General features: G+C 45.7%; 18 protein-coding genes. 6 read left to right on the top strand and 12 right to left on the bottom strand.

The genetic code is table 11. The features are described from left to right. Positions 1 to 196: 196 nt before the first annotated feature. The 6 genes from NSQ66_RS29050 to NSQ66_RS29075 all read right to left on the bottom strand — a co-directional run bounded on the left by NSQ66_RS29050 (position 197) and on the right by NSQ66_RS29075 (position 6,215). Positions 197 to 1,564, bottom strand: a complete 1,368-nt coding sequence (locus NSQ66_RS29050) for a HAMP domain-containing sensor histidine kinase (protein ID WP_036682088.1) — start codon at positions 1,562 to 1,564, stop codon at positions 197 to 199. Beyond that, entirely contained in the window at positions 1,561 to 2,235 is a 675-nt protein-coding gene (locus NSQ66_RS29055; protein WP_076140670.1) for a response regulator transcription factor, read from the bottom strand. The genes NSQ66_RS29050 and NSQ66_RS29055 overlap by 4 nt, the downstream gene beginning before the upstream one ends. A gap of 175 nt (positions 2,236 to 2,410) precedes the next feature. Then, complete coding sequence (locus NSQ66_RS29060; RefSeq protein ID WP_076105064.1) at positions 2,411 to 3,484, bottom strand: ABC transporter substrate-binding protein; 1,074 nt, start codon at positions 3,482 to 3,484, stop codon at positions 2,411 to 2,413. Further along, positions 3,481 to 4,314 (bottom strand): ABC transporter permease, encoded by an 834-nt coding sequence (locus NSQ66_RS29065; RefSeq protein ID WP_036682094.1) that lies wholly within the window; start codon positions 4,312 to 4,314, stop codon positions 3,481 to 3,483. The genes NSQ66_RS29060 and NSQ66_RS29065 overlap by 4 nt, the downstream gene beginning before the upstream one ends. Continuing rightward, positions 4,304 to 5,116, bottom strand: coding sequence for an ABC transporter permease (locus NSQ66_RS29070; protein ID WP_036682096.1), 813 nt, complete (start codon positions 5,114 to 5,116; stop codon positions 4,304 to 4,306). Before NSQ66_RS29070 ends, NSQ66_RS29065 begins: the two co-directional genes overlap by 11 nt. Then, positions 5,106 to 6,215, bottom strand: coding sequence for an ABC transporter ATP-binding protein (locus tag NSQ66_RS29075; RefSeq protein WP_036682445.1), 1,110 nt, complete (start codon positions 6,213 to 6,215; stop codon positions 5,106 to 5,108). Before NSQ66_RS29075 ends, NSQ66_RS29070 begins: the two co-directional genes overlap by 11 nt. A 309-nt stretch (positions 6,216 to 6,524) precedes the next feature. Between NSQ66_RS29075 and NSQ66_RS29080 the strand changes: the two genes are divergently transcribed. Next, positions 6,525 to 7,625: an FUSC family protein gene (locus tag NSQ66_RS29080; protein WP_076140668.1), complete on the top strand. Its 1,101-nt coding sequence runs from the start codon at positions 6,525 to 6,527 to the stop codon at positions 7,623 to 7,625. Positions 7,626 to 7,716: 91 nt separating this feature from the next. Here NSQ66_RS29080 and NSQ66_RS29085 read toward each other — a convergent pair whose 3' ends face one another. After that, positions 7,717 to 8,604 (bottom strand): DMT family transporter, encoded by an 888-nt coding sequence (locus NSQ66_RS29085; RefSeq protein WP_076140666.1) that lies wholly within the window; start codon positions 8,602 to 8,604, stop codon positions 7,717 to 7,719. A 97-nt stretch (positions 8,605 to 8,701) separates the two neighbouring features. Here NSQ66_RS29085 and NSQ66_RS29090 point away from each other — a divergent pair, with 97 nt between their 5' ends. Genes NSQ66_RS29090 through NSQ66_RS29100 form a run of 3 tightly spaced genes read left to right on the top strand, consistent with a single transcriptional unit; the run spans position 8,702 to position 12,018 of the window. Continuing rightward, positions 8,702 to 9,574 carry a LysR family transcriptional regulator gene (locus NSQ66_RS29090; protein ID WP_036682448.1) on the top strand — a complete coding sequence of 291 codons (873 nt, stop codon included), beginning with the start codon at positions 8,702 to 8,704 and terminating at the stop codon, positions 9,572 to 9,574. A gap of 35 nt (positions 9,575 to 9,609) precedes the next feature. Next, entirely contained in the window at positions 9,610 to 10,584 is a 975-nt protein-coding gene (locus NSQ66_RS29095) for an aldo/keto reductase (protein WP_036682100.1), read from the top strand. Between the two features lie 42 nt (positions 10,585 to 10,626). Beyond that, positions 10,627 to 12,018 (top strand): aldehyde dehydrogenase, encoded by a 1,392-nt coding sequence (locus tag NSQ66_RS29100; RefSeq protein ID WP_038573737.1) that lies wholly within the window; start codon positions 10,627 to 10,629, stop codon positions 12,016 to 12,018. A gap of 51 nt (positions 12,019 to 12,069) precedes the next feature. Here NSQ66_RS29100 and pgmB read toward each other — a convergent pair whose 3' ends face one another. The 5 genes from pgmB to NSQ66_RS29125 all read right to left on the bottom strand — a co-directional run bounded on the left by pgmB (position 12,070) and on the right by NSQ66_RS29125 (position 20,236). Next, entirely contained in the window at positions 12,070 to 15,075 is a 3,006-nt protein-coding gene (pgmB, locus tag NSQ66_RS29105) for a beta-phosphoglucomutase (RefSeq protein WP_081388017.1), read from the bottom strand. 46 nt (positions 15,076 to 15,121) lie between these two features. After that, positions 15,122 to 16,213 (bottom strand): carbohydrate ABC transporter permease, encoded by a 1,092-nt coding sequence (locus NSQ66_RS29110; RefSeq protein WP_038573741.1) that lies wholly within the window; start codon positions 16,211 to 16,213, stop codon positions 15,122 to 15,124. Beyond that, positions 16,213 to 17,301: a sugar ABC transporter permease gene (locus tag NSQ66_RS29115; RefSeq protein WP_036682450.1), complete on the bottom strand. Its 1,089-nt coding sequence runs from the start codon at positions 17,299 to 17,301 to the stop codon at positions 16,213 to 16,215. The genes NSQ66_RS29110 and NSQ66_RS29115 overlap by 1 nt, the downstream gene beginning before the upstream one ends. A 173-nt stretch (positions 17,302 to 17,474) precedes the next feature. Next, positions 17,475 to 18,896: an ABC transporter substrate-binding protein gene (locus NSQ66_RS29120; protein ID WP_036682109.1), complete on the bottom strand. Its 1,422-nt coding sequence runs from the start codon at positions 18,894 to 18,896 to the stop codon at positions 17,475 to 17,477. Between the two features lie 335 nt (positions 18,897 to 19,231). Beyond that, positions 19,232 to 20,236 (bottom strand): LacI family DNA-binding transcriptional regulator, encoded by a 1,005-nt coding sequence (locus NSQ66_RS29125; RefSeq protein ID WP_036682112.1) that lies wholly within the window; start codon positions 20,234 to 20,236, stop codon positions 19,232 to 19,234. 258 nt (positions 20,237 to 20,494) lie between these two features. On the opposite strand from NSQ66_RS29125, the gene NSQ66_RS29130 reads away from it, so the two are divergent. Together NSQ66_RS29130 and NSQ66_RS29135 are read left to right on the top strand one after the other, a co-directional pair. Beyond that, a complete protein-coding gene (locus NSQ66_RS29130; protein WP_080742657.1) occupies positions 20,495 to 21,508 on the top strand; it encodes an LLM class flavin-dependent oxidoreductase in 1,014 nt (337 codons plus the stop codon). 477 nt (positions 21,509 to 21,985) lie between these two features. Beyond that, positions 21,986 to 23,017: a hypothetical protein gene (locus NSQ66_RS29135; protein ID WP_076140664.1), complete on the top strand. Its 1,032-nt coding sequence runs from the start codon at positions 21,986 to 21,988 to the stop codon at positions 23,015 to 23,017. Positions 23,018 to 23,035: the final 18 nt, after the last annotated feature.

The following is a 23,035-nucleotide window of genomic DNA, read 5'->3' on the forward strand; positions in this document are numbered from 1 at the left end:
TTAAGCTCTCTTAATGTTTCGCTAATGAGATCATAACTAACAAAGATGTACCCCTCATGACGGCAATATGAACTGAAAATGAACAGGTAAAAAAAATGCTACGGCAGCACAAGACAAGAAAACTTGCCAGTACTGCTGTAGCAATGAAAAATACGGGATGCATCCAAGCCCTCGCAAGGCACCGCCTGGAAGCTAATTACTCTGTCGGCGCTATAATTGGCAGGGTGACAACGATGGTCGTTCCTTGACCGGGTTCGCTTTCCACGCGGATATCCCCTTTATGAAGCGTTACGATCTGTTTAACAATGGCAAGTCCCATCCCGCTGCCACCATATTTACGACTGTGGGATCGATCAGCCTTAAAGAACCGTTCAAATATACGTTGCTGATCCTCAAGTGAAATCCCGATGCCAGTGTCTGTTATCCGAACGGTCACGTTGTTGATATCTTGTTTGAGGCTGACGTTAATTACACTGTTATCCTTAGAAAACTTGATGCTGTTGCCAAGGAGATTGGTCCATACCTGACTTAACAGGTCATAATCAGCCAGTAGGATAATAGGCTTCAGATCAAGGTCGAAGCTGATGTTACGAGCTGACCATTGCGGCTGAATTGCTACGATTACTCTTCTTATCTGTTCGTCCAGATTGAATGTAGTTAGCCGTAGCTGCTGGGACTGCGATTCTAATAAACTCAGCTTCAGCAGGCTGTCACTCATTTTAGACATCCGCTCTGCTTCAGCGATAATAATATCCAGATAACGATTTCGCTCTTGTTCTGCAAGATCTACTCGCTTGAGCGCAATCGCATACCCAGATATTGAGGTGAGCGGAGACTGGACCTCATGCGACACATTGGATACAAACTCCTTACGCATCTGCTCAAGCTGCTGCAGATCGTGCATCATTTCTTCAAAGCTGCGAGCCAAGGTACCTAGCTCACCGGTTTGTTTAATATTCAGCTCGACGTTAAAATCACCAGCTGCTATCCGTCTGGTCGCTTTGGTTAGCTTCTTGATCGGTCTGACTAAGAACATTGCAGCTACCAGAATCAAGAGGCTTCCAGCTATCAATGAATAGAGCAAGAAATTTAATACCAAGTTCCTTCTGGCAGTGACGGAAGGGGGATTAAGCGTCTCCACAAACATCGCTTTGGTGCCGTCTTCCGTTCTCAGCTGTAAGCCTAGGAGAAGCGCAGAAATATTCCTGTTATGAGGTTGATATACTTCTCCTGCGAGAACTTTTTTTATTTCTTCCATAGTTACAGGGACCGGCTTGTGCCCATTAAGCGTTCCGTAAGATTGGAATTTACCCGCTTCATCGAAAATTCGGATGTGGTAGGAATCAAGCTGCTTCATTCCACTTACGAAAGAGTTGGCTCCACGAAATGGGAAGGTCTCGTAAACCCTGACAATATCCTGTCCAAAATGCAATAAGGGAATTCGCGTGTTCTCGTTCAGTTTATCTTCGAATACCCAAGTTGCCACAAACAAAGCAATGATTGTGCCCCCGATTACGGAGGCTAGGAAGGTCAGTACAACGCGTGTATATATGGATCTAATCATTCGTACACCTCAAGCCTGTAGCCAAGTCCACGCACCGTCTCAATACGAAAATCAGGGGTAGTCGCAAACCGTTCACGCAGGCGTTTAATATGCACGTCAATCGTCCGATCATCTCCAGCATAATCAATTCCCCAAATTTGATCGATCAACTGCTCGCGCGTATAGACTTGTCCGGGTGTCCCAGCAAGCTTGTACAGCAATTCGAACTCCTTGAGGGGTAAGGCAAATGAATCCGTGCCTCTCATCACCTTATAGGTCTGCCGATCAAGCATTACATTGCCAATTTGGATCATCTGCGTGGAGCCAATCCGATATCGTTTCAGCAATGACCTAACACGAACCGTCAGCTCCAAAGGATCGAAGGGTTTAGTTAAATAATCGTCCGTGCCTAATTCGAAACCCTTCACTTTCTCCCAGGTTTCGCCTCTGGCAGTCAATATAAGTAATGGAAGATCAGGATTAGCTCTGCGGAGCTCCTTACAAAGCATCCAACCATCCATATTTGGCATCATAATATCCAGCACGACAAGATCGACATGTGTTCCAGCATATACGGCGAGCGCTTCCTTGCCATCCACAGCTTCAACTGTTTCGAATCCGTCGTTGCGGAGAAATAAACAGACAAGTTCGCGAATGTTCGCATCGTCGTCAGCAACCAGTATAGTAGGCATTCGTTTCCTCTTTTCCTGTTGTCCATTCTTACTATTATACTATATTATACTTTCGGCTAAACTGTCTGTTGTCTTGAGACTACACGATGATCAAACCGAAAAAGAGCGTCTAACACGGTTACCCGTATGTAGACGCTCTTAATGTCGTTTCGCTTTAGCTCTAGCTTTAGTCAGCTTACTTCTTATTCATCTTAAACATTAGGAACAGCTCATTATAATGAGCAAGCATCCGTTTGCCAAGGTTGTCGTATACTTCAAGCCGGTCCGTAATTTCAGCAGGTGGATAGAAACGGGTATCCTCAGAAGTTTCCTCAGGAAGCAGCTCCAGCGCAGGAATGTTAGGCGTGGAATAACCTACATATTCTGCATTCTTAGCAGCAACGTCTGGGCGGAGCATGAAGTTGATGAACTGATGCGCTCCATCCACGTTTTTCGCTGTCCGAGGGATAACCATGTTATCAAACCACTTATTCGAACCTTCTTCCGGTACTACATAATCCAGCTTATCATTCTCGTCCATGATCTCGGAAGCATCGCCGGACCAGACAATCCCAACCGCAGCTTCTTCATTTGCCAGCAGCATCTTGATCTCATCACCGACAATCGCCTTCACGTTAGGAGACAACTTGTTGAGCTTGGTCAGTGCTTCTTGCAGATGCGCCTCATCCTTGTCATTAACAGAATAATGCAGGCTGTTCAAAGCCATGCCCATCACTTCACGGGCTCCGTCCACCAGGAAGATGCTATTATGCAGTCTGCTGTCCCAGAGAGAATCCCAGCTGGTGAAGTCCATGCCCTTGGTCATTTCCGGATTGAAAATAATCCCGACGGTCCCCCAGAAATAAGGCACGGAATATTTGTTGTCTGGATCAAACGAAAGGTCCATAAACCGTGAATCAATATTCTTTAGATTTGAAATCTTGCTATGATCCAGCGGGATGAGCAGATCTTCTTCTTTCATCTTAGCAATGGCATAATCCGAAGGGATTACAACATCAAAGGTAGTTCCACCCTGCTCAACCTTGGTCAACATAGCTTCATTGGAATCGAAGGTTTGATAAATGACTGTTAAGCCGGTCTCTTTTTCAAATTCCTTCAATAGATCCGGATCAACATAGTCGCCCCAGTTATAGATAGTCAGTGTGTTTCCACCCGAATATCCCTCTCTCGAATTCATCCAAGAGCCCAAGTATATAAGCGCAAATGCCGTGATAAGGATCGCCAGAAAAGCATTTATCAGCTGTTTCATCTAGGCACCCCCGCTTCTGCAACAGGCTCCGCCACAGCTTCTGCTGTGTTATGACGATTTTTCTTAAGGGTCAGGAAGTAATAACCAACCACAAGCAGAATGGTGAACAGGAAGATCAGTGTCGACAGCGCATTAATCGATAGCGATACCCCTTGTCGAGCTCTAGAGTATATCTCAACCGATAACGTCGAATAACCGTTGCCTGTTACGAAGAATGTAACTGCAAAGTCATCCAGTGAATACGTAAGCGCCATAAAAAATCCGCTGAATATCCCTGGTTTAATAATCGGCAAAATAACTTTAGTCAGCACATCCTTACGGCTTGCCCCAAGATCACGGGCTGCATCCGTCAATGTAGGGCTCATTTCCTGTAGATGCGGCAAAATCATCAATACGGCAATCGGTACGCTGAATGCAACGTGTGAGAGCAGAACAGACGCGAAGCCCAGCTTGATGCCAGCAATGGTGAACAGGATAAGGAACGAAGCACCAATAATGACATCCGGACTGACGATCAGCACGTTATTCAGAGACAGCAAGGTGTTCTTAGCGCGGCGATTCTGCACACTTTTAATGGCCAGCGCACCAATAATAGCGATAAGGGTCGCAATAGCCGAGGATAGCAGCGCGATCACAAGCGTATTGATTACGATGATGATCAGGCGCTTATCTTGGACTACCTCACGGTAGTAATCCAGCGTAAAGCCCTCGAACTTATGCATCGTCCCCCCACTGTTGAACGAATAGTACATTAAATAGAAGATAGGTGCATACAGAACAATGAACACCAGAACTAGGTAGAGGTTAGAGAATCCATTTTTATTTCTCATTCCGCGCCCCTTTCCGCGATCCGCCTGTGATAATCATAAACAGCGCCATGATGGCAATCAGAAACACTGCAACTGTAGAACCCATGCCCCAGTCCTGAGTGACCAGGAAATGCTGCTCAATTGCGGTGCCCAGCGTAATGACCCTGTTGCCTGCAATCAGACGGGTAATCATAAATAGGGACAGCGCCGGTATGAATACTGCCATACAGCCTGAGCGTACTCCCGAAATGGTCAGCGGAAAAATAACACGTCTGAACGTGGTCCAGCCCGAAGCCCCCAAATCACGTGCCGCATCCAGCAAGGATAAATTCAAATCCTCCAAAGCGCTGTATATCGGCAGGATCATAAACGGGATAAAAATATAGACAGATACAAATACAAAGCTGAAGCCCGTAAACAAAATTTGCTGTTCTCCGATTCCAAGCAGATCAAAGAAATTATTGATCGGACCAAATGTACCGAATATCCCTATAAAAGCGTAGGTTTTTAGCAGCAAATTAATCCATGTCGGCAAAATAATCAGCAATAACCACAGCTGCTTATGTTTGGTTCTTGTCAGTAGATAAGCCGCCGGATAAGCAACCAGCAAAGAGAATGCTGTAATCAGAAACGCGTACCAGAACGAGGTCAGCGTCATTTTCAAATATACAGGGGTGAAGAAACTGACGTAATTATCCAGAGTAATATGGCCATCCAAATCAAATAACGAATAGTAGATGACAAGCACTACCGGTGCAATTACAAACAATGCGATCCAGAGGTAATAAGGGATGAGATAGTACGATTTGCCCTTATTCTTCATGACTCTCCACCTCGCCATAAGCTTCCAGACGTCTGTCGAATTCTTCCTCCGTTTCACCGAAACGCATAACATGGATCGCTTCCGGATCAAAATAAAGGCCAATTTCACTGCCTACAGTCGCCTTACGTGTAGAATGCACAAGCCATTCATGCCCGGATTCATCATAACAGCTGATTTCATAATGCACGCCCCGGAACAGCTGGGAATCAACCCGCACACGTAGTTTACCCTGTTCCAGCGTAGAAATTTCCAAATCCTCAGGACGAATAACAATCTCTACGGATTCATTCGGTTTCAGCCCGGCATCGAAACATTCGAAGCGGCGGCCGTTAAACTCCACCAGATAATCCTCGATCATAACTCCCGGCACAATGTTCGATTCGCCAATAAAATCCGCCACAAAACGGTTAATCGGCTCATCGTAAATATCATTAGGAGTGCCGCTTTGCTCGATTTTTCCTTTATTCATGACAAAAATCCAGTCGGACATCGCGAGTGCCTCTTCCTGGTCATGGGTTACAAAAATAAAGGTAATCCCTAGCCGCTGCTGCATTTCCCGCAGTATGTACTGCATCTCCGTGCGCAGCTTGAGGTCTAGCGCCGATAGAGGCTCGTCCAGCAATAGAACCTGTGGCTCATTCACAATCGCCCGGGCAATGGCGACCCGCTGGCGCTGACCGCCGGACATTTCGTTAATCGCACGCTGCTCATAACCCACAAGGTTAACGAAGCTTAGCGCTTCCTGTACCTTCTTCGTGATTACGTCCTTCTTAAGCTTCTTAATGCGCAGTCCGAAAGCCACATTCTCGAATACGTTCAGGTGCGGAAACAATGCGTAATCCTGAAATACCGTATTGACCTGCCGCTCATTGGCGGGAATGTGGTTAATTACTTTTCCATTTAAATAGATAGAACCGCTCGTTGGCTCAGCGAACCCGGCGATCAATCGAAGAATAGTTGTTTTACCACAGCCAGATGGACCAAGTAGTGTATAGAATTTGCCGCGCTCTATCTCAAAGCTGACTCCTTTTAACACCGGATCTTCGTCGTCATATTGCTTAGTAACTTCTTCAAATGAAATGATGGTACCTTCCTGAATAGCTATAGCTAACAACCTCCCTTACCTTAGTAATACAATACTATTTTACCCGCATCTTGCGGAGAACAATCGAAATGGGTATGCTCAGCGCTAATAAGCGACAATTTCCCCTCTCCTTCGACGCTCCAATAGATATAGCATATTAGATTGTACCATTATATGCGATAGCTTACATTGTTAAATGCTAAGCATAAACTTAACAAGTTTGTAAAAAGTCCAGTCTTCCATGCCCTTTTTGAGGTGCTATAATGAAAACGAACTGAAAAGCCAGTGTGGTTTTCTTATTTTTGCGAAAGAAGATGAATGATAATGAACGAGGGGTTACTAGACCGCCTTGAAAAATATGGATTCTCACTTTACATGATACGAATTACGCTTGCCGCATCACTATCCTGGGTAGCCGTACACAGTTTATATGGTGACCAATATTTATACTTTGCACCGCTTGCAGCCATTCTTATTACTCAAGCCAGTGTGAAGGCTTCACTTGAAAAAGGAATCTACCGCCTGATCGGCATTATTATCGGCGGAATCGTCAGCCTGATTGTAGGCCAATTCTTCGATGTAGGTGCATTTTCCATTCTGCTAATTCTGCTCATCGGGATTGGGATTGCCACTGCCTGTCGGATGAATATCCAAGCGGTTTCGCAGGTCGGGGTGACCTCGGTTCTGGCCCTTACCTTTTATCACAATGATTACGTGCTTTGGAGAGTCGCCGAAACCTTTATTGGTGTGCTCATTGCCTTGATCATCAATATGATTATCGTTCCACCAAACAGGTTCGTCAAGGTAAAAGCATTGGCACTCGATGGAAGCCTTCTACTTTCGGAAGCATTAAAAGGCCTCGTAGGCATAAGACGAGACTCTTCAAAGGATAATAATATGCTGGAGCAAGCAGGTAAACTGCTGTCTGCCAGCAATCAACAACAGAAGGAAATGTTCTACACCATTGCTCATTATCAGTGTCGTGGTGATCTAAAGGGACTTATACAAGCCACAGCACATCTAAAGACCATTCATTCCTATGTTAAAGAAATTTCCGACGATATTTGCTTGCTGCCAGCACATCATGCCAATTCTGACTGGATGCTGGAAGTGCTGGAGGCAACAGCCGATTGTATAGCTGTTTATGGTACGAAGACCTTATCCAAGGTTGAATGCCAACGTTCACTTACAGATTGTCTGCATCGTGCCCGCGACTTGCAGGCGGCCAGCTTCTCTGAACTGCAAGGACGGTGCTCACTGACTTCCGTTCGTGATCTAGGTGCGCTCTTCAGTCACTTAAACCGGGTACTCGAAGAAGTGGAACGTGCTAGTTCTGCTACTTACGTAGTTGCAGCTCGGCCTTCAACAGCTGAAATCACACGCGCTATACGCTTAATTAAAAAAGGACTCTCCCAGAAGCTCTAAGCTTGGGAGTGTCCTTTTTTTTATGTTCAATCCCTATTAGACATAATGCCCTTTTGCTCGATTGGTTACTACAACCATCCAACAAATTTAACTAGACTGATTGTTTGGCGGCACGCCCTATCTTCACATTTACCAGAACAATACTGCTAACAATCAGTAATAATCCAATCACAAGGTTTATGGTAATCTGTTCTTTCAAAAAAACTACGCTGGTAGCTATCGAGATCAGGGGGATTAAGAAGGTGAATGAACCTACTTTTCCTGCTTCTCCTTCGTTAATCAGCTTGAAATAGATTAGCCAGCCCAGAGCAATGACAAAAATTGCGATAAACAAGGTATCCACAATAAAGGTTCCACTCCAGGTGATATCCGACCATTTCTCCGTAGCTGATCCCGAAAGTAGCAGAATGATGCCACCAATCGTGATTTGCATAGCCGTCATCCACAGCATATCCACACGTACAGCATTCCGTTTCATATATATTGTTCCTAATGCCCAGCTTAAGGCACTGGCTAGAGCCAGCACAATTCCCCATATGGAGATACTCCCATTAATTCCACCGATACTAAGAGAGGCTACCCCGAGAAAACCAAGCAGCAAACCAGCCATTTTAAGCCCGTACATGCTCTCACCTAACCACAGCCAAGAAAAAATCCCTAGCAATACAGGCTGCAAAAATACAATCGATGAGAACAATCCCGCCGGAACATACTGCAAGCCAATCGTCTGAAATCCATAATAAAACACAATACTAAGGACCGCCGAGATCAGATAGATCGGCCAGAGCTGCTTGAAGCGAAGCTCCTTCACCTTGGGCAGTGCAATTAGAATCAGAATAATACCGCCTACGACGGTTCGAATACCTGCAAATAATAGAGGTGGAGCGTAGTCTAAGGCGATTTTGGATATAGGCCAATTAATGCCCCATACAATCACCAAAAAAATAAGAAGGATCATACTTTTCTTCTGCTGATTCATTTGTTCACTTCCTTGGTGTAGATTCATCACAAATGATACAATAAACAAGAGCATAAATGAAATGAATAATAATCATAAGGGGCATATCATATTTGTTATGAACAATACTCAAATTCGTTTATTCGTCAAAATCGCCGAAAGCGGCAGCTTTACTAAAGCTGGTGTAGAACTGAATATGACCCAGCCTGCGGTCAGCCGGGCGATCTCGTCCCTCGAAGCCGAATTAGACGTGAAGCTCTTGCTTCGAGACCGGCGTAATGGCCTGATGCTTACGGATATCGGCAAACGTATTCTTGTTATTTTCCGTGAAATTCTAATGGGCTTTGATAAGGTCAATCAGGAGATTTATGCAGAGAGAGGTCTTGAAAAAGGGAGTATCCGCATTGGGGCTTTTCCTGTGGCATCTGCTCATTTTCTACCGAAGATTATTAGCTCTATCACTAGAAGATATCCAAACATTACGATTAGCCTACAGGAGGGCTCTATCGCTGAAGTCAGAGAATGGCTGGATTCAAAAGAAATTGATGTTGGCTTATTGCTCGCTCCCAGTGCAGAATTCGAAACCATTCCATTATATAGAGAGAAATTGTTTGCCGTTTTTAGAGATGACCATCCCCTGCAAAAGCGATCCATTGTATGTGTGCAGGAATTAGCGAACGAGCCCATGTTGATTTGCAAAGCAGGATATGAACCGCCTGTTGTAGAGCTATTCCGCAGAAGTAATAGCCATCTGAATGTAAAATATGTGGTTAATAACTTTGCAACAGCTCTTAATATGGTTCAGGAGGGGCTGGCAATCGGCGTGATGTCTGAACTGTCCTTGTTATCTCTGCCTCCAAATGTGGTTACCCGTGAGCTGCAGCCGGATGCTTATAGAGATATCCAAATTGCGGTCAGCTCGCTTGCCGACACTTCAATTGCTGTAAAGCTCTTCATTGAGACAGCGCTGGATCTTTTCACTCAAAAATAAATGGATTAATGAATAGATGATAAGGAGTGCTGAGGATGAACTTTAAAAGACTAGGAAATAGCGGATTACAGGTATCCGCATTAGGACTGGGAACGAACGCTTTCGGCAAACGTGCGGATCAAGAGACCTCCATTCAGATTGTACATGCTGCGCTTGATCATGGAATTAATTTCATAGACACTGCTAATATTTACGCTGGCTCAGAATCCGAGCGAATCATTGGTCTGGCCTTGGAAGGTAGGAGACAGGAGGCTGTTCTCGCAACTAAAGCAGGTTTAGTTAAAAATGAGGGTCCCAACGGCAGCGGCTCCTCCCGTCGCCATTTGCTGCAGGAGCTTGAAGATAGCCTTCGCCGCCTAAAGACGGACTATATCGATCTGTACCAGATTCATACCTTTGATCCCTACACGCCGCTTGAAGAAACCTTACGAACCTTGGACGATATGGTATCCTCGGGCAAAATCCGTTATATCGGGGCCTCCAACTATACAGCATGGCAATTAATGAAGGCGATTGGGATTAGTGAAGCACGCAACTTCACCAAGTACATTTCAATTCAGTGCAGCTACTCCTTAGCAGACCGGACACCGGAGAATGAGCTTCTTTCGCTCTGCCTGGATCAAGGGGTAGGGATCATTCCTTACTTTCCACTAGCTGGCGGAATTCTCACAGGCAAATATAATACAAGCGATTCAGCCCCATCAGGGTCCAGAGCAGATACCGATCCTAATTTCAAAAGATTCCTTGATGATGACCGGATCAAGCTCGGAAGCCAAGTGAGCCAAATTGCTGAGAAAATGGAAACCTCATCTACTGCGCTCTCCTTAGCTTGGCTTATGAATCGGCCTGCCGTCTCGACGGTTATTGTCGGGGCTACACGTGTGGAACAGCTGGAACAAAATTTGCTTAGTACCTCGCTTGTACTTAATGAAGAAACTTCGGCCAAGCTGGAGGAAGCCAGCGATTCCTTCCGTTATGGCGAGCCGTTCGCCTTTTACCGACTCCCATAGAGTCTCGTGCTCTAACTTCTTACAAGGATGGAGGAAAGATTAATGACAACCTATACTGCTGACAGCATTCAAGGAATGCTTGAAGAGCATAAGGATTTTTTTAATAGCGGCGTAACTAAGGAGGTTTCTTTTCGTCTCCAGCAGCTGCTCAAGCTTAAGAATATTATTAAACAATACGAAGGACGAATCATCACCGCACTACAACAGGATTTAGGAAAAGGTGAGTTCGAAGCCTATGCCACAGAAATCGGCTTTACGCTGGACAGTATCGGCTACATGATGAAACATCTTAAGCGTTGGGCGAAGCCTAAAAAGGTTCGATCCCCGCTGCACTTATTTCCTGCAAAAAGTTATATTTTAAGTGAGCCTTACGGCACAACGCTCATTATTGGCCCGTTTAATTATCCATTTCAGTTGCTAATTGAGCCCCTGATCGGCGCCATTGCCGCTGGTAACTGCGCTGTCCTCAAGCCATCTGAGAGCACACCTGCCATCTCGTCCGTGGTTGAGCAGCTTATTCAGGAGACCTTCGAGCCGCAGTATATCCGCGTAATTCAGGGGGAAAAAGAGACCACTAATTTGCTGATCCACGCCAAGTTTGATTATATTTTCTTTACGGGCAGTGTGCCTGTCGGCAAAATCGTAATGGAAGCGGCAGCGAAAAATTTAGTACCTGTAACCTTGGAGCTTGGCGGGAAAAGCCCGGTTATTGTTGATAAGACCGCTAATCTCGATGTTGCAGCGAAACGGATTGTCTGGGGCAAGCTGCTGAACGCGGGTCAAACCTGTATCGCACCGGATTATCTATTGGTCCACAAGGATATTGCCAAAGAATTGATCACCAAAATCAAACATCACATCACTGAGTTCTACGGTCAGGATGCACAGCCTAATACAGATTACGGCCGGATCGTGAATGATCGCCAGCTGCAAAGACTTGCCGACCTCATTGCGCGTGATCAAAACAAGTTGATTATGGGCGGCACCATCGTACCAGAAGAACGTTATATTGAGCCAACTCTAATCTATCCTGCTACTTGGACGGATGCTGCTATGGAAGATGAGATCTTCGGTCCGATTCTACCTATATTAGAATATCATCAATTGGATGAGGCCATTCAGAGCATTAATGAACACCCAAAGCCACTGGCACTATACCTATTCACGGAGGATAAGAGTGTAGAACAAGAGGTGCTGTCCCGGGTCTCATTCGGGGGAGGCTGTATCAATGATACGATCTCACATGTGGCGAGCACTTATCTTCCGTTTGGTGGAGTAGGAAACTCCGGAATCGGGGGTTATCACGGGAAGTATAGCTTTGAGGTCTTCTCCCATCGTAAAAGCATCGTCAAGCGAGGAACACGGATCGACCTCGGAATCGTGTATCCTCCTTATGGCAATAAAGTGAAGCTGGTTCGAAAAGTAATGAAATAAACAAAGCAGCAAACCTCCCATGATCGGGAGGTTTGCTGCTTATCAGGGTAACTACGCAAACAGCTCTAACAATTTCTCAACACTTATCTCAGCGGTGGAAGCCAGACATAGATCCGCTGTCTCGGTCACGAGCGCCACTCCAGCTCCCACTGACTTCATACCAGCAGCATTAATTGCGGCTATTCCCTCCTCGGTATCCTCAATCGCCACGCAGCAGTCTGGGGATATGCCCAGCATCTCTGCAACCTGCAAGTGAATCTCTGGATCTGGCTTGCTTCTACGCAAGTTGCCAGGGTCAGCCACCGCCTGAAACCAATGCCCGATCTGCAAGCGTTCGAGAATCAGCAGCGCATTCTCATTAACTGAGGCCAGTCCGATAGCGATCCCTCTTTGCTGTAAATCGGACAACACGCTGTGGATACCCGGATACAGCTCAGCAGGCGTCATTTGCTGAACAAGCTGTCTGTACTTCTCGTTCTTTTTGTTGCAGAGCATTCCCTTTACCGGTTGCGGCAAATTCAGTCCACTACTCTCCAGAATGACTTCTAAAGATTCCATTCGACTTAGGCCCTTGAGACTCTTATGCTTCTCTCGATCAAAAGAAAGTGCAAGCTCATCCGCCAGATCCTTCCAAGCCTCATAATGATACTCTCCAGTATCAGTAATTATCCCGTCCAGCTCGAAAATAACAGCTTCAAGCTGCTTCACATTCGAAAGCCTCAGCGGCTTCTGCGCAGACAACTGTATAAGGTTTCCCTTATGCATAATCTCAAGCTCTTCCCCCTCCAGCAGCGTATAGATCACTTCTGTATCACTCACAAAAATATCCAATAGCTGTCCAGCACTTGTTATTTTAAACCGATAGCTCTCCCACTGCGCTGGCACACTAGGATTAAATGATAACATCCCGCCGCATAAGCGCATGCCGCCAAAACCATTCACAATCGACAGCCAGGAGCCTGCCATAGCAGCAGTGTGCAGCCCATCCTTCACGTTGCGGTTGATGTCATCCAAGTCCATCCGTACCGTGCGGTCAAAATAGGAATAGGCTCCCGTCAAATCACCAATCTCAGCAGATATTATACTGTGAATGCACGGTGACAATGAAGAATCATGCGTCGTCAGCGGCTCATAATAATTATAATTCCGGATCTTATCCGCCAAGCTGAATTGGTCACCCAGCAGAAACATCGCCATTACCAAGTCCGCCTGTTTCAACACCTGATGCCGGTAAATTACCAGCGGATGGTAGTTGAGCAGCAGCGGATATTTATCGGCTGGTGTATGCTCGAAATCCCATTTTTTCTTGGAGAGAAACGTGTCGTCTTGAGCATAAATGCCAAGTCCCTCATCAAAGGGGATAAACATTTTGTCCGCCGCTTCCAGCCACACTAATGTCTCATGCTCAGTCAGACTGATTTTTTGCTTCAGGCGTTCAAAATGCTCAGGATACTGCTTAGACAATATCCCTGCCATCTCGTGTGCATAATAAAGCTGATCCTGGACCATAAAGTTGGTGTATGCATTATTGTTGACGATAGCTGTATATTCATCAGGACCGGTTACTGCATCAATACAAAAGGCACCGCCCCTAGCCGGATTAAAGTACCCCAAGTCCAACCAAAAGCGGGAAGTTTCGAATAAAATTTCCGCTCCCTTCGTAACCAAAAAATCATAATCTCCGGTAGCCAGTACATACTGCTTGATGGCATACGCAATATCCGCATTAATATGCATTTGCGCTGTGCCTGCCGGGAAATACGCAGAGTTCTCTGCCCCGTCTATAGTCCGCCAAGGGAACAAGGCACCCTTCTGCGACATTACCGCTGCACGCTCCCGTGCTTTGTCTAACGTGGCATAACGAAATTCGAGCAGCTTTCGGCTAATCTCCGGCTGTGTGAACGTAAAGAAGGGCAGCATATACATCTCGGTATCCCAGAAATAGTGCCCTTCGTATCCTTCACCCGTTAATCCCTTGGCCCCAATATTCGTAACCCCGTCACGGCCTACGGATTGAAGCAGTTGAAAAGCATTAAAGCGAATGCCCTGCTGAAGGGCAAGATCACCATGAATTTCCACATCCGTATGTGCCCAGTATCGATCCAGATAAGCCTGCTGTTCCTGGGCAAGTGCTTCAAACCCGCTATGGTCTGCTAAGTGTAATATTTCAGTACTTCTACTGAGTAGTTCGTCTTCTGGATAATCTTTAGAGGTATGGTAAGAGATATATTTGGTTAGTGAGACGCTTTCCCCACGCTCCACCGGGACGACAAACTGCATGGATAATTTCTGCCCCTCATGCTGCACGGTCCTTTTATCCTCAGATCTTGAATCGAGCTTATGACTTACCCCTGTTAATAAGGCAAACTGGGTATGCCGCGTCCGCTGCTTCATCCATAAGAAGGACTGTCCCGGTTCATGACCGGTATCCTCCAGGAGCAGACTGGGCTCCTTGCCTCCCGAGCCCAATCTGGGATCATCCGTTACCTTAGGTTTTTGGATCTTGCCGTCGATGGATGAAGTGAAGGTAAGCACTCCGCTGAAATTCAGCGCTTTAACCTCATAATCTATCGCCGCCAGATGTTTGTGCTGCAAAGTCACCATCCGCTGGATATGAAGCTGTACCCGGTGACCAGCTGGAGATTCCCATTCTACCTGCCGGTGCAGAACCCCGCTTCGCATATCCAGCTTTCGTTCATAATGGTGCACTTGCCCACTGTTTAACTGAAAGGTCTGCCCTTCAATACTCAGTTCAATAATCTTGGCATCTGTTACGTTCAGCATCGCTTGATTGCGGGATGGATATCCGTAGGCTCCTTCTGGATATACAATGGGCTCCGAATCAAAAAAACCATTCAAATAATTGCCTGTTACAGACGAGCCTGAGCTGCCGTGGTAACCTTCTTCGAAATTACCGCGCATGCCAATATATCCATTGCCAAGAGCAAAAATACTCTCGCTTCTTTGATTGTTCTCTTCACTATAAGCTTCCTCATCAAGACTCCACTCCCGGTAAGGATATACCGCCGCCGGATGTACGTATGGTTTCATCTTCATCTCTCTAAGCTCCCCCTGATCACAGTTTCATTCGGGTTCTAAATCATTAACCTTTCACCGACCCACCCATAAGCCCTCTGACGAAATACTTTTGCAGCAGGAAAAAAATAGCGAGCGGCATCAACATGGAGATAAATGCAGCCGAAGTAAGTAAATGCCAATCGTTGCCTCGTGAGCCTACTAAATCGGCAATTTTCATCGACATGACTTGCACAGACGGTTGATTGCCGATAAAAATCAATGAGACTAAATAGTCATTCCACACCCATAGGAATTGGAAGATCCCGATAGAAGCCAGTGCTGGCACTGATAGAGGCAGAATTAGCCTGCTGAATATAGTGAAATGACTTGCCCCATCCATGAAAGCCGATTCGAACAAATCCTTCGGCAATTGACTGATAAAGTTGTACATAAAGTACGTAACCAGCGGTAATCCAAAAGCCGTATGCGCCAGCCAAATTCCCAGATAACTTCCGTTTAGCCCAAGTGCGGTATAATCCTTAAGCACTGGAATAAGCGCAACCTGTATTGGAATGACGAGCATTGCAATAATGATGACAAAAAGGATTTTGCGCCCAGGAAACCGCAGCCAGGCAAAAGCATATGCAGCAAAAGAAGCGATCAACACCGGAATAACCGTTGCTGGAACAGCGATCGTTAGCGTATTCCAGAAGGCCTGTGACAATCCGGAGCCTTTTTGCACCGTTTCACTGCCATCAGCCTGTTTCAGCTTGTATTCCTTACCGGAAAGCACATTATTATAGTTATCCAGCGTGAGATCCGGTGTCATCTTCCAACCTTGTATCTGTTCATTTACGGTACGTGCTCTACGATTCTCCCACATAAGCCGGCTGCCATCAGCCTTCACGCCAGCCTTCAGCTCATCATCTGTATAAGTTTTACCGTTCACCTCAATTGGCTCCCGAAGATCCACGTCCTTGGATAGCTGAATCGTCTCTCCAGCCTTCCACTCCTGATGGGGAAAAGCTTTCCACCATCCAGTCTGCAGAATGTCAGCAGCCGGACGGAAGGAGGAAATAAATAGCCCAAGAGTCGGAAGCAGCCAAATAAAACAGATCACACCCAGCACGATATTTACAATCGTTTTGCTGCCTTTTCTCTTCTTTTTGCCAGCCATTAGAATCCCCCCTGCTTACGGAACTGACGTAGATTGATTATGATTACAGGCAGCACCGCGATCAGTAGAACAATAGCCAGCGTGGAGCCGTAGCCGAAATTACGGTACATAAAGAATTGCCGGTAGAACTGTGTAGCAACAACCTCTGTATCGTATTGACCTCCTGTCATCACCATGACGACGTCAAATATTTTCAACGTAAAGACGATAATGGTCGTTGTCACTGTCAGAATGGTTGATGAAATATATGGAATCATGATTCCAAAGAAAATCTTCACCTCATTTGCTCCATCCACTCGTGCAGCTTCCAAAATGTCGTCAGGAACCCCTTTGATTGCCGCCGAGAAAATCACCATTGCAAATCCAGTCTGCATCCAGATCAAAATGATAATGAGGAAAAAGTTATTCCACGGCTGAAGCATACTCGTCCAGGCTTGGGGTTCTCCCCCAAAATAAGTAACGATTGCGTTCAACAGCCCGATTTGTTCGTCACCCGGTTGATAGTAATATACGAATTTCCAAATGACCCCTGCCGCTACAAAGGAAATAGCCATCGGCATAAAGATGATCGATTTGGCAATTTTCTCATAGCTGCTGCGATCGGCAAGAATAGCAATTAAGAGCCCGAATGCTACACAGGCCAGCGTACCGACGAATACCCAAAGTAAATTGTTACGCAATGCCGTTGCCATCAGATGATCGCTAAAGATCGCTGCATAATTGCTCAGGCCCACAAATTTTTCTGAAGAAGCATTAAAAAAGCTCAAATATAATGTTCGTAGTGCAGGCAGGACCAGTAACCAGCCCAGAATAATCACTGCCGGACCAATAAAGATATAAGGCAGCACCTTTCGCCGGATATGATCAGGGTACTGCTCAACCGCCCAAGTCAGCGTATAGTAAATCAGATAAACACCTAGAACTCCCCAGAGGACAGCCAGAACCGCTGTTAGCAGCGGATTTAATGTGGAATCCCGGAAGAATAAAAAGATTGCGCCGTTAACAACAATATTCGCTAACAACACTACTAGGGACAACATTACCGCCTTCAGGCTGACGGTTGGCCTAGCTTGTGGTTGTGTTGGCATTTGTGGCTGTGGCTGTGATTGTGCACCCATAATAGCTCCAGCTCCTCCTATAAGTTTTGCGGAGCAAAACTCTTATCATAAGCATCGAACTCACTAGTTAGAAAACAAAAAGAGGGGCAGACAATCCTCTTTTCCTACTGCCCCTCTTTTTACTGTGCGCTTTAAATATTAGGTTAGTTGTTCCAGCCGGACTGGATTTGTTCCAAGGCTTGATCCAGTGTCGCTGTACCGCTCACATAGTCGGTCATCCCTTTCCAGAAGGTGCCTGCACCCACTTTACCTGGCATCAAGTCAGAGCCATCAAAACGCAGTGTGGAAGCATCCTGAACCAACTTCGCCATCCGGCGATCGGATTCAGAGGTATACCAATCAAGGGAAGCGTCATTCATAGGAGCAATTACGCCGCCAGATTGTACCCAGCTCTTAATCGACTCTCCAGTGGTGAAGAATTCCATGACTGCACGAACCTCTGGACGATCGTTGAACATAGCGTAAATATCACCTGCAACCAGCACTGGTTTACCATATTGCGCATCAATTGGTGGCAAGTAGAACCAATCATAATCCTGATCAACCTTTGCCGTTTCAGGGAAGAAGCTTGTAATAAAGTTACCAAGCATATTAAACCAGGCTTTAGGCGGATCAGTGAACATTGGCGCTGGGGCATCCCCGAAGGATGTCGTCACGATGGACTTAGCGCCACCGTAGACATAATCCTTGTTGAGCCAAATTTTAGACATGATTTCAACAGCATTTTTTACTTCTGGTGAAGTAAATGGCAGTTCACCTTTTACCCATTTATCGTAGTTCTCAGGCGTAGTCGTACGAAGCATTATATTTTCGACCCAGTCTGTTGCTGGCCAACCCGTTGCAGCACCGCTCTCAATGCCAATAGCCCAGGCAGGATCGCCATCCTTAGCAATTTGTTCCGTCAGCGCCATCAGCTCATCCCAAGTTTCAGGAACCTTGTAGCCTGCATCATCAAATTGTTTCTTTGGATACCATACCAAGCTTTTTACATTACTGCGGTTCCAAATCCCCGCCATGATCTTCCCGTCTTTTCCGTCCATCGTAGACATATCGAGCCAGCTCTTGTTGTAATTAGCCGTCAATTTATCTTGATCCAGCACGCTGGTCAAATCGATAACCTTGCCCGTCTTAGCAATCGACGCCAGCAGTCCCGGCTGCGGGAAGTCAGCGATATCAGGAGCATTACCGCCGTCCACACGAATATTTATTGTAGCTTCGAACTCCTTGGAGCCCTCGTATTGAATATCGATCCCTGTCTTCTCTTCAAATTCTTTAATGCTGCTCTCAAATTTCACTTGGTCAGCATCTACGAAGGGGCCAAACATTGTTACTTTAGTCCCTTTATATTCACCTTTCATCGCTAAATCTAACGGGGAACCCGAAGGTTCTGCACTAGGTGTGTTTGTCGCTTTCTCGGTGTTATCTGCTGTTGGGCTGACTGTTGCCGCCGGTGGATCTGTAGGCGCCGCATTATTGTTGCCTCCGCCGCATGCGCTCAGCGTCATTGTGAAGGATAAACACAGTACTAAAGCCAACGACTTTTTACGTCCTGAGATCTTCTTCATCTTTTGTACATCCCCTTTAATGGTTATAGAGATAACATCTTATTCAATCATCCGGGCACCCTGGCATGTATTAGCAGCTTGTAGCAGATCACCTCCTTGCAAAGCTTTTCAGAAGACAGGTAAATATCCTAAAATCAAACTCCATCACAAATGTAATTTAATAATAGCGCTTACATTTTTTATATTATCATAATTAGTAACCGTTTCCAATCGGAAAATGAGATGTTTTTCATAAGAATTCATACTATTTTCTATCCTAACATTTAAATTTTAATTAAGACCGATACATAGCTCTGAAAAGCTTTTCAGAAGAAGGTCACAAAAATAAAGGGCCTTTATTTTTCCCGCGTGGATTCCCGCACAATCAGCTTATGCTCCATCTTTTCATTCAATACCTGGACACCACCTGTTGTGAGCAATTCATGCAGCATCTCCGCCGCCCGATAACCTAACTCATAAATCGGCTGTGCAATTGTGGTCAGCTTTGGAATGAACATACTCGACATTCGCAAATTATCAAATCCAATCACAGATACCTGCCCCGGAACTAGAATATTACGATCCTTCAGATAAGAAATCGTCCCCATTGCAAATTCGTCAGCAACACAGAAAACGGCAGTCAGCTCGGGATAATCAGTAAACAACTCATGCGCCGCTTGATAAGCGTGTTCGAACCGGTGATTGGCATACTTGCTCTTCACAATATTCTGTTGTAGTCCAAACTCTGTTAACGCTCTTACAAAACCCTCATAACGAGGCGGGCCGGATACGGAGTTATCATGGTTAAAACCAATCATGCCAATGTCCTTATGCCCTAAATCAATCAGAAACTTTACAGCATCGTAAGCCGCCTGTTCATCATCTACCTCCACAGATGGAATGTCGTACTCATCAGAATGCGAGGATACCAACACAAAAGGAATTCTACAACCGACTAATTTGTCATGTGTCTCAGGATAAAGGACATCACTGGCGAACACGATCCCATCCACCTGCTTCTCATGGAAGTTATCAATGTAAGACAACATCCGTTCTTTGTCGCGGTCCGTATTGCAGATCATTAAACTGTATCCAAGCTTGATGCATGCATCCTGCATTCCCCGAATAACCCCTGCGAAATACAGGTTCTCAATATCCGGAATCAGCAGGCCCAGTGTAAAAGACTTCTTGTAGATCAGGCCCCGTGCAAACGCATTTGGTTGATATTGCAAACGTTCTACAGCCTCCATCACTCGATTCCGTTTGCTCTCTACGACCGTATTCGGTGCATTCATAACACGCGATACGGTGCTGATCGACACCTCCGCCATTCTGGCAACATCTCTTATGGTTGGCTTCATAACGATAACTTCCTTTTTTTCAGGTAACTTTTCGATGTGATTATAGCAAGCCCGTTAAGAAATAACAACAGATTTTTTAAAGCGCTTACATTTTATTTAAAAGACATACTTATTCCTTATCTAATCATTACAAAGTGCGTATAACTTACTTAAAGTGTGTATATAGTTTTATTACATGGTATACTAGGCGAGTAGCATTATTCGCAGCTACAAATACTGCTCTAGACTATCTGAGCGTTTATTATAGGAGGGATTACATTGAAGCAACAGCGCGATATTCGATTCTCCGTACTGGACTTAGCCTCTATTGTGGAGGGTGGCACAGCGGCAGACTCTTTTCATAACTCTTTAGCTTTAGCTCAACATGCTGAGGAATGGGGCTATCACCGGTATTGGTTTGCTGAGCATCACAACATGATTGGTGTTGCCAGTTCTGCTACCTCACTCTTAATTGGCCACATTGCTGGCGGCACAAAAAGCATACGCGTAGGCTCTGGAGGCATCATGTTGTCCAACCACGCACCACTTGTCATTGCTGAACAATTCGGGACCCTCGAATCCCTATATCCAGGACGGATTGATTTAGGACTGGGCAGAGCCCCGGGATCGGATCAACCGGCTTCCCGTGCGCTACGCCGTGGTCTCGGAAGCGACGGCAGTGACTTCCCCGAGCAGTTAAGTGAGCTCAGAGCCTACTTCGATCCTGCAGGTGCAGGATCACGACCGGCCGGAGTTCGTGCGGTTCCCGGTGAAGGCTTGAATATCCCCATCTGGCTGCTGGGCTCCAGCGGTTTTAGTGCTCAGCTGGCAGGAAAACTAGGTTTACCTTTTGCTTTCGCCAGCCATTTCGCACCAGAGTATTTACTACAGGCCTTACACATCTATCATAGCAATTTCCGTCCTTCAGCAGCACTAGACAAGCCTTATGTGATGGTCGGAGTTGGCATTACAGCGGCCGATACTGTGAATGAGGCAAGACGACTGGCTACCTCGCAGCAGCAGCAATTCCTTAATATCATCCGCGGACGTACGGGGAAGTTACAACCACCGGTTGATAGTATGGAGGGGCTATGGACGATGCAAGAAAAAGCAGCCATGCTTGAGAAGCAGCGTTACTCTTTCGCTGGTGATAAAGCAGCAATTAAAGAACGGCTTCAAGAAATTCTGCAAGAGACACAGGCCGATGAATTGATTGTTTCTGGTGGAATTTATGATCATAACGCTCGTCTACGCTCTTATGAGATTGTAGCCGAAGCTATGAAGGAAATCTAATTTATCATCATAATTAAGGCAAGACGATAGGTCTGGTATCGGGGTTTGAGCCCTATTCCAGATGTATGTCTTGCCTTTTTATTTTGCATTCATAATCGTTCTCAATAAAACACAATTAAAACAATGAATTATATAAAAATAAAGAGTTAAATAGAGAAAACTGCTGTAAATCCATTAATATAACTGATATTTGATCAAATATGATGAATTTTCTTCTAATATCCCATTTTTGTTTAGATATTATTTTGATTATACTTTAGTTATTCGCTATAACGAACGAATTGACGGTAGATCTCTATCCTCTCCTTCCGCTTTCACGGAGATTCCTGCATGCGCACAAAAAAGTGGTTCTGTGAGATACTACTTATTTCGACAATGTTTGATGGAAAATACGATTAGAAAAGAAGAATTTACCGGAAACCCGCAAATGATGTCTACAAAATTTAATATGGGGTTCAGGAGAAAGGAGCGAGTAAAGTGAAGAAGAAATATCGCTCGGCTTTCATAGCTGCTTATATCCTGACTATTCTAGCAGGAGTCATCTGGCATGCTGGCGGAGTTAGTGCGCAAGATACCATTAAGCTTACGGTGAATTCGCATACGACGAGCACAGCCACCATGAACAATATGCAGCCTGGTGATGAAACGAACTCAGAATACACAATTATTAATGCAGGTAGTGAGGGCTTTAATTACTATGTGGACTTCAAATTCATCTCTGGAGACGCAGAATTATACGATATTCTCCAAATGACACTCGAAAAAGAGGGAGTAATCATCTATTCAGGGGTGATGAGCGAGGCTGCCGGAAGAGTTACCATCGGTTCACTTGCCGGGGGAGAACAAAGTGTAATCCAAATGGATGTAATTTTCCCGTGGGAAGCAGGGAACGAATATCAAGGTAAAACCACAACTGTAGCCTTTGAGTTCTCCGCTTCTGGAGGACCGGAGCCATCCGCTGAACCTAGTCCTTCACCGACAGCAACGGCCACAGCTCAGCCTACACCTGAGCCAACACCGACAGCGACTACTACGCCTACAATAGAGCCAACTTCGACACCTACTGCCACGGCTACAGCTACACCTGAAGCTTCGCCGACAGCAACAGCATCACCAACCACGACACCGACAGATTCACCGACAACTACCGCTTCACCAACTGCAACGGCAGTCGCCACACCAGGGCAATCAACGACACCAACACCATCGCCAACACCTACAGCTTCAACAGTAGTAGATGAAATTAGTGTTACTGAAGCACCGATCCCACTGGGTGGAGGCGATAATGAGCCAACAGCATCACCAAGTGCTGGCAGCCAAACTACCAGCGCAACACCGCAGCCAAGCAATGAAATCGCCTTGCCTGATGATGAGCTTCCACTGGGGGCACCAGAGGTTGGCAACAAGCTTCCGAATACCGCTGAGCCTTGGTATAACTTGATTCTTGCCAGCTTAGCCATTGCGGTACTCAGCGTGATTATCATGCGCAGATTGAAATCGAAGAAATAACCACATTTTGCAGCATAA

The sequence above is a fragment of the Paenibacillus sp. FSL H3-0329 genome, assembly GCF_037963285.1.
Taxonomy (GTDB): Bacteria; Bacillota; Bacilli; order Paenibacillales; family Paenibacillaceae; genus Paenibacillus_AQ; species Paenibacillus_AQ odorifer.